This window comes from Afipia broomeae ATCC 49717, assembly GCF_000314675.2.
Taxonomy (GTDB): domain Bacteria; phylum Pseudomonadota; class Alphaproteobacteria; order Rhizobiales; family Xanthobacteraceae; genus Afipia; species Afipia broomeae.
This window is the reverse complement of sequence record NZ_KB375282.1, coordinates 2,395,003-2,408,077: the sequence shown is the minus strand read 5'-3', so window position 1 is coordinate 2,408,077 and position 13,075 is coordinate 2,395,003. Positions and strand designations below refer to the sequence as shown.

The following is a 13,075-nucleotide window of genomic DNA, read 5'->3' as shown; positions in this document are numbered from 1 at the left end:
GGGACTACATCATGGGAATTCTCGACATGCTGACCAGCGTGATGGCGGCGAGAGCGGCGAGCGAACTGGACTCAGCCGTCATTCCGGCTGTCCTCAGCGAAGTGCTCGGCAGCGGTAATCAGGGCGGGTTGTCAGCGATTGTGGCCAGGCTCGAGCAGGCCGGACTTGGCGAGCAGGTGAAGTCCTGGATCGGCACCGGCCAGAACCTGCCGGTGAGCGCGCAGCAGCTCCAGCAGGTGCTAGGCAACGATGTGGTCAGGCAGCTTGCGACCCGTTTCGGGATTCCGGTGGATCAGCTCTCCACGGTTCTCGCGCAGGTTTTGCCGGGAGCAGTCGATCGGGCAAGTCCTGAAGGAGCGTTGCCGGAGAGCGCCTAAGATTATCCCGTTAACGCACTGAACTTGCCGGGGAATCGTTCCGTCGCGCAGATAAGGCGAAATTGCGGCGTTGCACGCGGCTGGACCCTGCCTTGCCGCGGGCGCAAGGCCCTCGAAAGGCCTTCAAGACACTGATAAATAGAAGTTATTTCGTCATTACCCATGTGCTGGTTTGTCTGGCAAATGGGGGCTCTGCGTGCTATACCTCTGCTGGGCGTCAAACTGGCTTTGCCGGACAACGGCAGGCCGCCAAAATGCGCGTATCGCGTGATGGAGCAGGGTGTTGAAGCACAAATACATTGTTGGAGAGACTGTCTATTTCACGGCAAGCAATGTGGCGCGGCCAGCCGCCAGCGGAACCTACGAGGTGATCCGCCTTCTGCCGACAGACGGTGACGACTGCCAGTATCGTATCAAGAGTTCGACCGAAGCCTTCGAGCGTGTGGCCAAGGAAAGCCAGCTCGCCGTCGCCTGACAATTTCGGCTTGACGGAATTTCGCCGCGGTTACAGCGCTTGGTCTGGTTCGTTGTGAAGGGGACCTTGCATGAACCGGGCTTTGGCCACGTCGATCGAGAACTTTTGGAATTCGCAAAGCTTGCCGATGTGGCTGACCATTGCCGCAGCGGGCTTCTTTGCGATTATCCTTCTGGTCACGCTGTTTCGTGCTGAGCGATCGGTTGCGAACGGCGCGCTGACCGTTATCACGCTTCTGGCCATCGGCATTGCGGTCACCACGATGATCCGCGCGTCCGGTGTGGCCGGCGGCTCGTCCGGGGATTCCAGATCTTCCGTTCAATCCGGGGCTTCTCTTCCGGCGCTGGCCTGTCTCGACGGGCTTGCCGGAGAGAGCGTCGAGGCCGCCTGCGAAAAGGCGTTGTTTGCGTCAGCCGATTCCGTTGCGGCCGGCGTGTCCTATACCGCCGCGCAGATCACCCGTCTTGCCGCGTTTGGCAATGTCGCTGCTGCCAACAAGGTCATGACACCCGAACTCAACGCTCTGCGGCGGGCGATCGAACGCGATCGTTACGGACTGGTCGCTCAGGTGCTCAAGACGCGCGAGGGGTGTTCGCTCTCGGCGCCGTGCCCGTTCTTCCAGTCGCTGACCAATTCGGGGCAGATTTCGTCGAACATGAGCGAAAATCTCTACGACGGCTTTGTCGGCCGCTACGCTGCCGCGTGGAACGCTCCGCCGGTTACCGCGAGCGCAGCACCCCCCGTCGCGGCGCTTGGCACCGTGCCGCCGCCGGGACGGCCGGTGTCGGGTGATTTCCCGAGTGCGGCGTCGATCCCTCCGATCAACATCATGTCGCCTGAGCCGGCTGCGCAGGGCGCCCAGGCATCATCACAGCGCTCGTCGGAACCAGCGGCCGCGCCGGCGGCCCGTAACGTGCCTGGCGCGGTGATCAATCCGCAGCCGGCACCGGCCGCCGCGAAGAAGGCCGCACCTGCGCCTGCGCCACAGAAATCGCGTGCACAAGCGCCCGTGCAGCTTGCGCCTCCCAAAGAGAGCGATGATAACTGATCGCTCTTCCTCCATTTGAAGCGCGATGCTCCGCGTCGCGCTGGCGATTTCCGAATATGCCGCTTCATCTCGTCAAGCTCAGCGTCGGTGCCACCTCCATCAAGGATCTTCGGGGCTGGATTGCCGAACGCGTGAAGCAGGCCAAGGCGAAGGGCCTGCCCCCGCGCCACATCCACGTCACCCGGATGTCTCCCAAACGCGTTGACGAACTTCTCGACGGCGGATCGATCTACTGGGTCATCAAAGGCGAGATCGCCGCGCGCGAGAGAATTCTCGGCATCGAGCCGTTTCGCGACAAGGATGGCATCGGACGATGCCGCCTCGTGATGGAGCCAAAGCTGATTGCTGTAGCGCCGCGGCCGATGCGGCCGTTCCAGGGCTGGCGTTATCTCGATCCGAAAAGCGCGCCGCCGGATCTCGGCAAGGCCGCTGCCAGCGTCGCCGCGATGCCCGAACCGATGCGGCGCGAATTGCGCGAGCTGGGTCTTCTTTAGCCTAAGCCTTGATGTTGTCGATCAGCCGCGTGGTTCCGATTTTCGCGGCGACCAGCAGCCGCACCGGTCCATCGTTCAAAGACGCGATAGGGGCAAGCGTTTCGGCGTGCCGCGCCTCGAGATAGTCGAGGGCAAAGCCAGCCTGACGGATGAGATCGGCGCCGTCGGACAACGCGGCCTTGAAGTTATCGCCGTCGCGCATCCGCTTCGCCGTGTCCTTGAGCGTGCGAAACAGAACAGGCGCCGTGCTGCGCTGGGCGGGTGACAGGTAGACGTTGCGCGACGACATCGCGAGGCCGTCGCGCTCGCGGATGATTGCGCCGCCGATAACCTTCACCCCCAGATCAAGATCGCGCGCCATGCGCGTGACGACCTTGAGCTGCTGGAAATCCTTCTCGCCGAACAGCGCCATGTCGGGGCGCACCTGTGTGAACAGCTTGGCGACGACGGTCGCTACGCCGCCGAAGAAGTGCGGGCGGAATTTATCTTCTAGCCCTGCAAGTGCCGGTCCCTCGGGCGCAACCCTGGTTGCGAAGCCGTCCGGATACATCGTCTTCACATCCGGATTCCAGATCAGGTCGACACCCTCTGCCTTGAGGCGTGCGAGATCCTCCTTCCATGTGCGGGGATAGGAGCCGAGATCTTCGTGCGCGGCGAACTGCGTGGGGTTCACGAAGATCGATACGGCGACCTTCTGTGCACGACGTTTGGCAAGACGAACCAGCGACACATGGCCGTCATGGAGCGCACCCATGGTCGGCACAAGCGCGAGCTTGGAATTGCGTTTGCAGAGTTCAGTGCGCGCGCGATGAAGGGATGAAAGCGAACGTGCGATGATGGGGGAGCGGGTCATTCGTGCCGGTGTGTGCAACGGGTGATTGTCGGGTGGGCGCTAGTCTTAACAAAGGTGGTGCTGCGAGCCAACGACCGCCCGTCGTCTTCGTGCAGACTGCACGGCGATTCATCATGAAGTATGAGCCAATCGAATTTCACTTGATTCTTTCTGGACTTGGCTGAAGATATCCACAGGGGTTTTTGCATGCTTTTGCAGGCGAGTCAGGGGCAGTCCGGGTCGGCGCATGTCGTCGTGCTGGGCAACGAGAAGGGCGGGTCGGGCAAGTCCACCACCGCGCTTCACGTCGCCGTTGCCTTGCTCAAAGCCGGGCAGCGCGTTGCCACGATCGACCTCGACTCGCGCCAGAAGAGCTTCACCCGTTACATCGAGAATCGCCGGGCGTGGGCCCAGCGCACCGGGCTCTCCCTCGAATTGCCGCACCACTGCTGTGTTGCCTTGGGCTCCAGCATGCAGATCGGCGAGAACGAGATGTCCGAGTTCGAGCAGTTCTCCGCCGCCGTCAGCGCGGTGGAGCGAACCTACGACTTCATCGTTATCGATACGCCGGGGACCGACAGCTACCTGATGCGCCTGGCGCACTCGATGGCCGATACGCTGGTCACGCCGATCAACGACAGCTTCCTCGATTTCGATGTTCTCGGCTCAGTGGACCCGGCGACCTATTCGGTGATCGGGGAAAGCCACTACGCGACCATGGTGAAGGTTGCGCGCAAGCAGCGCCGCGATCTCGACGGCGCCACCACCGACTGGATTGTCGTCCGGAACCGGCTCTCGATGCTGGGATCGCGCAACAAGCAGTTGATCGCTGAAGGGCTCGACCAGCTCTCGTTCCGGCTCGGTTTCCGCCCCGTGGACGGGTTCGCCGAACGTGTGGTTTACCGCGAGTTCTTCCCGCGGGGCCTGACGGCCCTCGACGATCTGGACGAGGCGACCTTGGGCACCCGCCCGAACATGGCCCATGTGACTGCCCGCGAGGAGGTGACCGGCCTGTTGCGTCACCTGAAGCTCCCGCTCGACGAGCGAGGCCGCCGCCGGGCCGCGACCCGTGCTGAATGGTTCGCCCAGGTCGACCGCCCTCTCGAAAATCATGGGCTTACGGCCTAAATTTAAGGCTGAACTGCCGGGTTCCTTTGCGTTCCCGGAGCAGTTCCATAGCTAAAAGAGCGAATTTTTATTGCAAAATTCGAACGTATCGACGAATAGGCGGTTGTTATTTACCTGCGGTAGACCAAGCGGCGCGTTTGGCTGCCGGTGGCACGTTTGATGCATCGCACAATTTATTGGTCTCTGTCAGAGACATGACGTGGAATTAAGTTGGTTTGTCGCTAGTCTGTCATCATCTAACTGGACAAGTGACAAGGATTCTAAAACACTGTGTCGTGAAGGGCGGTCTGGACGAAATTCCGACTGGCACCTGACAATTCGAGGACGTGATGAAGCGCGGAATTTTCATCCTGCTTGGTCTGTTTGCGATCGTCGTTGTCGCGTATTTCACCGCGAGCAAATGGGCGATCCGTCACGAGACTCTGACGTTCTACGATGCCGCGCGTAATCGTCAGGTCGATGTCGCGATTGCCGTGCGCCGTGACAAGGAAATGCAGGCGAATGCCGGCATGCTCACTTTGCCGGTGGCCGTCGTGAATCACGGCAATACCGTAAAATTCACAGAATACTCTTTCCTCGCTAACGTGCTTGCGGCTCGCGGATATTTCGTAACCAGCATTCAGCATGATCTGGCGACCGATGCCCCGTTGGTCACCAAGGTTGGCGAACTCTATGTCGGACGCCTGCCGGTCTATCAGCGCGGCGTGGCGAACATCGAATTCGCAGTCGACCAGATGCGGAAAATCCAGCCCAACGCAGATTACGATCGTCTCACGCTGGTTGGACATTCCAACGGCGGCGACATCTCGATGTACTTCGCCAAAATGCATCCGGAGAACGTGAGAAAGATTGTCACGCTGGATAATCTTCGCGTGCCGTTCCTCACCGAAGGCAAATTCAAGATCCTGTCGTTCCGTTCGAAAGACCCCGTGTTTAAGGCCGATCCTGGCGTCGTGCCGGATGATGATACGTGCGATCAGTCCGGGATCACCGTAGTCAACACGGGCTTCCAGCATACCGACATGAGTGATCGTGGGCCTGATAACGTGAAGACGTCGATTCAGGGCGTTCTCGACAAGTTCCTTGCCGAAGACAATAGCAAGCTCGCGCCGGTCGACACGACCAAGAAGATCTCCATGCCGAAGCCTGACTCCGTGGCGCAGGTTGCCCCGCCCATTAACTAACTAAGTTGCGATCACGGTTGGTGTCGCCGGACTTACCTCGGCGCATCGCACGTTTGCGTGAGATAATCCCACTGCAAATGATTCCTGCTTGCTCTCGCCACATTCCGTTGGTGGCATAGTTTCTGCTTGTTTGGATGTATCCAAGTGGCAAGTGAGGTGAGAGTCATGCCCGTCAGCTCTTTTCAATCTCCCAGTCTGGTTCCGTCCGTGAAAGACCAGATCGCTCACGTCATCAGTGACGATGAGTGCATGTCGCGCCTGGCGCGCGCCGTGGCTGAGCACGATGACCGGCGGCTGAACGAGGTCGCCGAGCTTATCGGGCGACTCGCGGTGCCGATCGAGTAGGGCGATCCTTTAGCGATCTTTGGCCGGAGAATTGACCAGGCGCTCTCCGCGCTCCACATAGGACTCGCACCCAACCGCGAGATCCGATGACCCGCGATCCGACCATTCCCAAATCCGGCGAGCAGCCCATCACAGGGCGCAGTCGCACGGAGCCGGACGTGCAGACATCGGCGTCGGCCGACATCGCCGCCTTCGTTGCCAAGGCGCGGGCGATGACGCCCGGCAAGGCGGGGACGGGCCGGCTGATCTTCGCGCTGGATGCGACCATGAGCCGTCAGCCGACATGGGACATGGCGTGCCAGCTTCAGGCCGACATGTTTCGTGAAGCCGGCAGCATCGGCGGACTTTCGGTTCGTCTCGTGTACTACCGCGGTTTGAACGAGTGCCGCGCGAGTCCATGGATTTCGGATACGGCGCATCTCGCCAGACTGATGAGCAGGATCGATTGTCAGGGCGGGCAGACCCAGCTTGGGCGCGTGCTGGCGGACGCGCGGCGCGAGGCTGTCGCCTCCGGCGTGCGTGCCATCGTCTTCGTGGGCGATGCGATGGAGGAAAACGTCGACGCATTGTGCGCCACTGCGGGCGAACTTGGGTTGTTGAAAGTGCCGTGCTTCATGTTTCAGGAAGGCAACGACCCGGCGGCGGAGGCGGCGTTCCGTGAGATCGCGCGGCTGACCGGAGGGGCGTGGTGCCGGTTCGACATGGGTTCGGCTGCGCAGTTGCGTGAGCTTCTGCGCGCGGCAGCCGCCTACGCCGCAGGCGGGCGGGATGCCCTCCTGAAGCTGGCGAAGAACACCTCGGGCGCTGCGGCTTTGCTTGGGCAGATGAAGTAATCGTCAGCAGGACAGGCGCGGCGTTATTTCGCAATATGTCAGCTTAACAAATCCCGATATCACCATAGATCAGGTATGCGTGTCGGTAGCGCGCGCTGCCGACGAACGATTGCAAGGATGATTCCACGCCATGCCGACCCTGATCGCAGGCATCGTCGCTGTCGCGCTGCTTTACGTGGCGCTGAACATCATCAAGGGCGCCGATCCGAAATGGCTCGCGAAGATCATCCGCGGTGGCGGCGGCGTGGTGACGTTGGCCGCGGCGCTGTTCATCGGGGCCAGAGGCGAGCTTGCGGTGGCGATCCCGCTCGGCATTTTCGGCGCAGGTCTGCTCGGGTGGTCGCCGTTCGGCGCGCAGCTCGGTTCGGCCTGGGGCAACTACGGTCCCGGCGCCTGGAAATCACAGGGGCAGAAGTCCCAGGTACGGTCCCAGTTTATAGAGATGACGCTCGACCACGACACTGGAGCGCTTGAGGGGCTTATTACCGCCGGACCCGAAGCGGGGCGCGTACTCGACGAATTCACGCTCGACGAACTCATTGCTCTTGCGCGCGGGTTCGACGCCGAGAGCTGGGCTCTTCTGGAAAGCTATCTGGACCGCCGGTTTCCCGCCTGGCGTGAGCACGCGCAGGGCGAGGGGACAGGGCGGAGTGGAAGCGAGGATCGCCGCGCGGCGCCGAGTGGAAAAATGACGACGGAGGAGGCCTATCAGATCCTTGGCCTGAAGCCGGGTGCGGGGCGCGACGAAATCGGCAAGGCTCATCGTGGGCTGATGAAGAAACTGCATCCCGACCAGGGGGGCTCGACGTACCTCGCTGCCCGTGTGAACGAAGCCAAGGACACTCTTCTTCGCAATCATCGCTGACTCCAGCACGCAACATCACGCTACAAACTGCGAGCAGCCTTCTCCTCTGATTGAAATGCCCCTGCGGACGCCCGCCGTTGTCCGGCGTGATCGATCCTGCGATTAAGGTTTTAGAGACCAAATCTTGAAAAATGGTTGAATGCGCGCGCGCCCCGCAAAAAAGATAAAGCCCGCGGCAGAACCGCGGGCTTTGTTTTTCCGATCTTGAATTGTGTTTTCGCGATCAGTTCCTGATGGCGATGCAGGAAATATCGGAGCGCTTCAGCGTGCGGCATGCAGCTTCGGCGGAGTCCTGATTGAGGCCGGCGAAACGTGCGCGGTAGAGCGTCTTGTTGCCCTTCGACACGGTCTCGGTGAACGGATCGGCGTCGCTCAGCAGTCTGCTGGCGCTGCCGCGTGCCGCGTCGAGGCGCTGGCGAGCTTCGCTCTCGGATTCGAGGGCGCCGACCTGAATGATCCATCCCGAGCGCACGGCAGTCTTGATCGCGCCGTTGTGCTGCACGGTCTGGGTCTGCGCCGGCTGTGCAGGCGGCAACGCGGCCTGTTGAACGGGCTGCGGAGCAGGCTGCTGCGGCGGAGCGGTGGAGGTCTGGAGAGCGACGGCCTGCGCGCCGAGCGTGGTGGGCGGTGCGCCGCGGCCGGGATCTGCATAAGCCAGCGTCTGCGCGTGTGGGGTCGATGACGAAGGGCTCGGGGCGGGAGCGGAGCCGATGATGCCCTGACCGATGCCGTTGCTGGTGTTGGGCTGAGCCGGGAGCGGAGCCGGGAAATCGCTGCGCGGTTGATTGGAAGCGACCGGCCAGGGCTCGGCACGGCGGTCGATCTTGGTCTCCGCTTTGGCTTCGGCCTTTGTTTCGGCCTTGGCGACAACGGCCTTCGAGGTTTCTGCAACCTCGGCCTTCTGCGGTGCCGGGATGGCGCTGGTGGCAACCGGAGCAGGCGAACCCGGGGCCGCAGAAGCAACCCTGGTTTGACCCATGCGGACCTGAACCGTCTTGACGCGCACGGGTGTCATCGGTTCGGCGGAACCCGGGATGGCTGCGAAAGTCTGCGAGGAGATCACGCCGCTGGTGAGCGGAGCGGGAGCTGGCTTGTCCTGAGCTTCAGCAACAGCTTTTGCTGGTGTCGCCGGTGTTGCGCGCGGAGCGGGAAGCGGAACGGCTTCCGGCGGCGTCGATGCGACCTTGATCGCGCCCTGGACCTGAACCGCTGCGGCGGGCTTGGACTTGGATTCAGCCTTGGCCTCGACCTTAGTCTCGGCTTCATCGTTGTCATCCGCGCTCGCAACCCTGGTGTCGCCGCGTTCGGTGATGGCGGCAACGGTGCGGCGGGTCGAGGCCGCGTCGAGGTTTTCGGCCAGCAGGTTGCGCATGATCGCATCGCGCGAACTGCCGCTGCGTCCACCCATCACAACGCCGACCAGATAGCGATTGCCGCGCTTCATCGAGGTGACGAGGTTGAAGCCGGAGGCGCGGGTATAACCGGTCTTGATGCCGTCGACGCCTTCGACGCGGCCGAGCAGCTTGTTGTGGTTGCGGATCGAGCGGCCCTTGTAGTTGAACGCTTCGGTCGCGAAGTAGCGATAGTATTTCGGGAAGCGGTCCTGAATGGCGCGGCCCAGCGTGGCCTGATCGCGCGCCGTGGTGACCTGATCGCTGTCTGGAAGACCCGACGCGTTCTTGTAAACCGTCTTGCTCATGCCGAGCGCGCGCGCCTTGCGCGTCATCGCCTTGGCGAAATCGTCCTCGTCGCCGGCAATCGCCTCGGCGATCACGACGGCGGCGTCGTTGGCGGAGCGGGTCACGAGGCCCTTGATCGCGTCCTCGACGCGAAGTGTCTGACCGGGACGCAGACCCAGCTTGGTGGGCGCCTGCTGCGATGCGTGGACCGACACATCCATTGGTGTATCGAGCTTCATCTTGCCGCTCTCCAGCCGCTCGAACAGCATGTAGAGCGTCATGATCTTGGTGAGCGAAGCGGGGTGGCGCAGACTGTCGGCGCTGGTGGCCTGAAGCGTGTTGCCGGAATTGGCGTCGACGATGATCGAAGAGAAAGAGGGGCTGTAGCTGGATACGGCGGCGTGGCTGCGGTGCCGGTGACGCCGCCGGGCGTCGGCGGTGTCGAGCGTAAACGTGACGGCCACTGAGAGGGTGGCGACGCCGAGAAGGCAAAGGCGGAGGGCGCGTGAAGACGCCGACGATTTGACCCCAAGCATGAATTTCCCCGTCCGATTCCCAGTTTATTCGCCTCGTTCTGAGGCCAAATTTGGTCCGGCCACAGCCCAATTTCGGGAGCTGGGTCGTCCACGCGAAGCCGCGGCTCGGGAGCCGGTGCCGGATGCTCGCTGATCCGGGCTAAGGCATTGGAACCGCGCCGCTTTTTGAATTCATCTCGGAATGCAAAAAGCGCAGGGAATCAAAGTAGGTGGCCACGGTTTCAAAAGGGTTAAGCAAGAGTTTCCGCGATGCTTCACTTTTGTCTCGGATTTGAGACGATTGTGCGACGCACAAGATTCTTGACTTCTATTGTGCATTGCAGTACTACCAAAGTCGTGGTTAGGGAGCCGGGTACCTCCCGGCAGGTAAGGTCATCAGTCTGGGAAAGGACTCTGTGTAATGGTCAAGGTTGAAGAATTTCAGCAGTTCGGCAAAGAGCAGTTCGACGCAGCGGTTGCATCCGCCAACACCTTCTCGAGCGGCCTTCAGTCGATTGCTACCGCTTACGGCGACTACGCCAAGAAGTCGTTCGAAGACACCAAGACCTTCGTTGAGAAGCTGTCCGGCGTGAAGTCGATCGAAAAGGCCATCGAGCTTCAGACCGAATACGCGAAGACCTCGTACGAGACGTTCGTTGCTGAGTCGCAGAAGATCGGCGAACTCTACACCGATCTCGCCAAGCAGGCGTTCAAGCCTTTCGAAGGCATCGTCGCGAAGGTTTCGGCGACCACTCACTAATTTTACGGTTCTCTACCAAGAGAAAAAGCCCGGCTTTGCAGCCGGGCTTTTTTGTTGCCTTGATCTGTTTTGTTTACTTCGCGATGCGCAGTTTCGACAGCGCGGTACCGATCGAACTGAACGCCGTATTAATGCCGCTGGCGCTGGTCGTCGAGAAGTAGTTGCTGCTGCTGCTGGCGCAGTACGACATCACGCTCGAATTGGCAGAGCCGTCGGTGTTCACCTGGATCGTGTAGATCTGGATGCCGGCCGCTTTCGCGTTATCGCACAGGAGCCTCTGCCGCGCATCGATCGACGACTGACTCGAACTGAAGCGGTTCTGGGTGTTGTCGCCGTCCGAGAGCAGAATGACGGCCTTCGTATACTTGAAGTTGGGATCTTCAGCAGGCGCGTTCAGCGGCGCCTGTTGGAGCAGCGAAATCCAGCCCCATGCCATGCCGATGGCCTGGTTGGTGTTGCCCTGCGGCTGCATCGCATCGACCTTGTTCTTCAGAGCGGTCCAGTCATAAGTCAGAGGAAGTATCTCGGTCGGGCAATTCGGATAATTCTCCGCCGGGAACTGGGTGGCGCGATCGGTCAGGTTGTTTGCGGTCGCGGTCGTATTATATGGCGCGGTGCTCAGCGTGTCATAATTCTGATCGCGATCGGAGACGCAGCCAGTCCAGTTGTTGGACTTCGTCGACGTCCAGTTGCCGCTGGCGTTGTTACAGTCGCTCTGCGTCATGAATCCGATGGTGCTTCCCCACCAGTTGGTGCACTGGCCAACGTCCCACCGCAGCCAATTCGCATTCTTGTTACCCGTTCCGACGTTGACGTCTTTCGCGAACGGAATGATGGAAATGTAAACGTCGCCATCGGTCTTAGCGGCGGTCTTCAAGGTGTCGATCAGGCTCTTGGCGGATGTTTTCAGGGCATCCATCTTGCCCGAGCTCGCCATCGATCCGGTGTTGTCCAGCGCCAGCGCCACGCGCAGTTTGGTGGTGCCCCAAACCGTGGTCGAACTCGCGCCGAAGTCGAGCTTGGGAAGGCCGACCATCTTCATAAAATCGGTGTCCATCGACCCCGAGCCGGTGAGGACCACCTGCGAGCCCTGGGACGTGCTGTTGGTGTAGACCGCGTTCACGGTGACGTTCTGCGCTTCGGGATGGTTGAAAAGCGCGTTGAAGTAAGCCTGCGCCTTCTGGTTGATTTGAGAGGCGGTCAGGCCGGTCACGTCCTTTGAAATCATCAAGGCTGCTGTATCGAGCGCCGACTGCATGGCGGTACGGGCATTGTTGACGCGGGCATAGTCGACGGCTGCGCCGACGAAACCCAGGAGCGGGACGATCGCAATGGCGAACAGCACGGCAACATTGCCGCCTTCCGCACGGCGGAAGCGGGAGAGCGATCCGCGGACCCGATTGAAAATCGATGCATCGTTCATGGCGTCACCAGAAGAGTAAGGTTCTGGGATGCGGGATAGGCCGGAGGCGTGAAGAGGTAGTAAAATGCTGCGGTGAATAACGGGTACACCTGAGGACAAGGCGGCCGGCGGCGCCTGCGTCGCAGTTTCATGGTGAAGGCCGGGTTGCGCACCTGGTTCGAATTTTATCGATTCGCCGGCCGGGTAGGCCGCATCTGAGGCAAGGGAACGCTTGAAAATGGATGCAATGTTCATGGCGGTCACCAAAAATGGGTCCTGCCATGTCGTAGAAGCCGGCGATGAAGGGGCGGTAAAAGTTGACGCCAATCTACGTAAAATGCCCCATAAAGCGGCCTGTTCCGGCCTTTAATCCCGATACATCCTCAACATCGTCTCAATGCGATGCGGCGAAATTGACGTGAATTCCGGGCACTTGCATTAACCACAGGCGGTGGTTGCGCCGATGCGACGCCATCTGTCCGGCACGGTTTCAGCCGGTAACGGTATGCTTGCGGGAGGGCGCGCGGCGACCCATATTGTTAATGTGATCAAAGGGCGCTTTGCCTCGGGCAGGGTTGCCGTTCTGTGGGGATTTTGAACTTTCAGGCCATGTTGCACGTGTCTTCATACCCGGTACCAGTCCCGGCACCCGAGGTGCCCGGCGAACGAACCTCCTGCTTTGGCCTGCGCATGAGCAAGGACGAGAACGACGGCAGCGGGCGGGGCAGTGGTCCGGGCACGTCTGTCATCACCAAAGTGAAGCCGAAGACCAAGCGGCCGAACCTCTATCGCGTCCTGATCCTGAACGACGACTACACCCCGATGGAGTTCGTTGTTCATGTTCTAGAGAAGTTCTTCAACAAGGACGTTGAAGCCGCGACCACAATCATGTTGCATGTGCATCATCATGGCATCGGCGAATGTGGCGTTTTTACCTACGAGATCGCCGAAACCAAAGTGACGCAGGTGATGGACTTTGCCCGGAAACACCAACATCCTTTGCAATGCGTGATGGAAAAGAAGTAGCATTTGAGTCTCGTTCGTTTTGTGGGAACCGGATGAGATTTCGAGAGTACGTACAAACAGGTTGCAGGAACTGATCAAGCCCGGACCCGACGACAAACGATCAAACGAAATG

The 13,075-nt window shown here is 60.7% G+C and carries 14 protein-coding genes; 11 read left to right on the top strand and 3 right to left on the bottom strand.

Features of this window, described 5'->3' with window-relative positions; genetic code table 11:
* The first annotated feature begins 11 nt into the window (after positions 1-11).
* The 4 genes from HMPREF9695_RS11140 to HMPREF9695_RS11125 all read left to right on the top strand — a co-directional run bounded on the left by HMPREF9695_RS11140 (position 12) and on the right by HMPREF9695_RS11125 (position 2,394).
* Positions 12-377 (top strand): YidB family protein, encoded by a 366-nt coding sequence (locus HMPREF9695_RS11140; protein ID WP_006020958.1) that lies wholly within the window; start codon positions 12-14, stop codon positions 375-377.
* A 283-nt stretch (positions 378-660) separates the two neighbouring features.
* On the top strand, positions 661-852 hold the full coding sequence (locus HMPREF9695_RS11135; RefSeq protein ID WP_006020957.1) for a hypothetical protein: 192 nt from the start codon (positions 661-663) through the stop codon (positions 850-852).
* 70 nt (positions 853-922) lie between these two features.
* A complete protein-coding gene (locus tag HMPREF9695_RS11130) occupies positions 923-1,900 on the top strand; it encodes a hypothetical protein (protein ID WP_006020956.1) in 978 nt (325 codons plus the stop codon).
* 56 nt (positions 1,901-1,956) lie between these two features.
* Positions 1,957-2,394 carry a DUF1489 family protein gene (locus HMPREF9695_RS11125; RefSeq protein WP_006020955.1) on the top strand — a complete coding sequence of 146 codons (438 nt, stop codon included), beginning with the start codon at positions 1,957-1,959 and terminating at the stop codon, positions 2,392-2,394.
* A 1-nt stretch (position 2,395) separates the two neighbouring features.
* Here HMPREF9695_RS11125 and panC read toward each other — a convergent pair whose 3' ends face one another.
* The gene (panC, locus tag HMPREF9695_RS11120) at positions 2,396-3,247 is read right to left on the bottom strand and encodes a pantoate--beta-alanine ligase (protein WP_006020954.1); all 852 of its coding nucleotides are present in this window, start codon (positions 3,245-3,247) and stop codon (positions 2,396-2,398) included.
* Between the two features lie 186 nt (positions 3,248-3,433).
* Here panC and HMPREF9695_RS11115 point away from each other — a divergent pair, with 186 nt between their 5' ends.
* From HMPREF9695_RS11115 to HMPREF9695_RS11095, 5 genes are all read left to right on the top strand, one after another.
* A complete protein-coding gene (locus HMPREF9695_RS11115) occupies positions 3,434-4,354 on the top strand; it encodes a division plane positioning ATPase MipZ (RefSeq protein WP_006020953.1) in 921 nt (306 codons plus the stop codon).
* 329 nt (positions 4,355-4,683) lie between these two features.
* On the top strand, positions 4,684-5,538 hold the full coding sequence (locus HMPREF9695_RS11110) for an alpha/beta fold hydrolase (protein WP_006020952.1): 855 nt from the start codon (positions 4,684-4,686) through the stop codon (positions 5,536-5,538).
* A gap of 165 nt (positions 5,539-5,703) precedes the next feature.
* The gene (locus tag HMPREF9695_RS11105) at positions 5,704-5,883 is read left to right on the top strand and encodes a hypothetical protein (RefSeq protein ID WP_006020951.1); all 180 of its coding nucleotides are present in this window, start codon (positions 5,704-5,706) and stop codon (positions 5,881-5,883) included.
* An 86-nt stretch (positions 5,884-5,969) separates the two neighbouring features.
* Positions 5,970-6,716 (top strand): vWA domain-containing protein, encoded by a 747-nt coding sequence (locus HMPREF9695_RS11100; RefSeq protein WP_006020950.1) that lies wholly within the window; start codon positions 5,970-5,972, stop codon positions 6,714-6,716.
* 130 nt (positions 6,717-6,846) lie between these two features.
* A complete protein-coding gene (locus tag HMPREF9695_RS11095; protein WP_006020949.1) occupies positions 6,847-7,581 on the top strand; it encodes a DnaJ domain-containing protein in 735 nt (244 codons plus the stop codon).
* Between the two features lie 223 nt (positions 7,582-7,804).
* On the opposite strand, the gene HMPREF9695_RS11090 is transcribed toward HMPREF9695_RS11095, so the two are convergent.
* A complete protein-coding gene (locus HMPREF9695_RS11090; protein ID WP_006020948.1) occupies positions 7,805-9,796 on the bottom strand; it encodes a D-alanyl-D-alanine carboxypeptidase in 1,992 nt (663 codons plus the stop codon).
* Positions 9,797-10,196: 400 nt separating this feature from the next.
* Between HMPREF9695_RS11090 and HMPREF9695_RS11085 the strand changes: the two genes are divergently transcribed.
* The gene (locus tag HMPREF9695_RS11085) at positions 10,197-10,535 is read left to right on the top strand and encodes a phasin family protein (RefSeq protein ID WP_006020947.1); all 339 of its coding nucleotides are present in this window, start codon (positions 10,197-10,199) and stop codon (positions 10,533-10,535) included.
* A gap of 73 nt (positions 10,536-10,608) precedes the next feature.
* Here the strand turns inward: HMPREF9695_RS11085 and HMPREF9695_RS11080 are convergent, their stop codons facing one another.
* Entirely contained in the window at positions 10,609-11,958 is a 1,350-nt protein-coding gene (locus tag HMPREF9695_RS11080) for a pilus assembly protein (protein ID WP_006020946.1), read from the bottom strand.
* A gap of 669 nt (positions 11,959-12,627) precedes the next feature.
* On the opposite strand from HMPREF9695_RS11080, the gene clpS reads away from it, so the two are divergent.
* Positions 12,628-12,963: an ATP-dependent Clp protease adapter ClpS gene (gene clpS, locus HMPREF9695_RS11075; protein ID WP_024575101.1), complete on the top strand. Its 336-nt coding sequence runs from the start codon at positions 12,628-12,630 to the stop codon at positions 12,961-12,963.
* Positions 12,964-13,075: the final 112 nt, after the last annotated feature.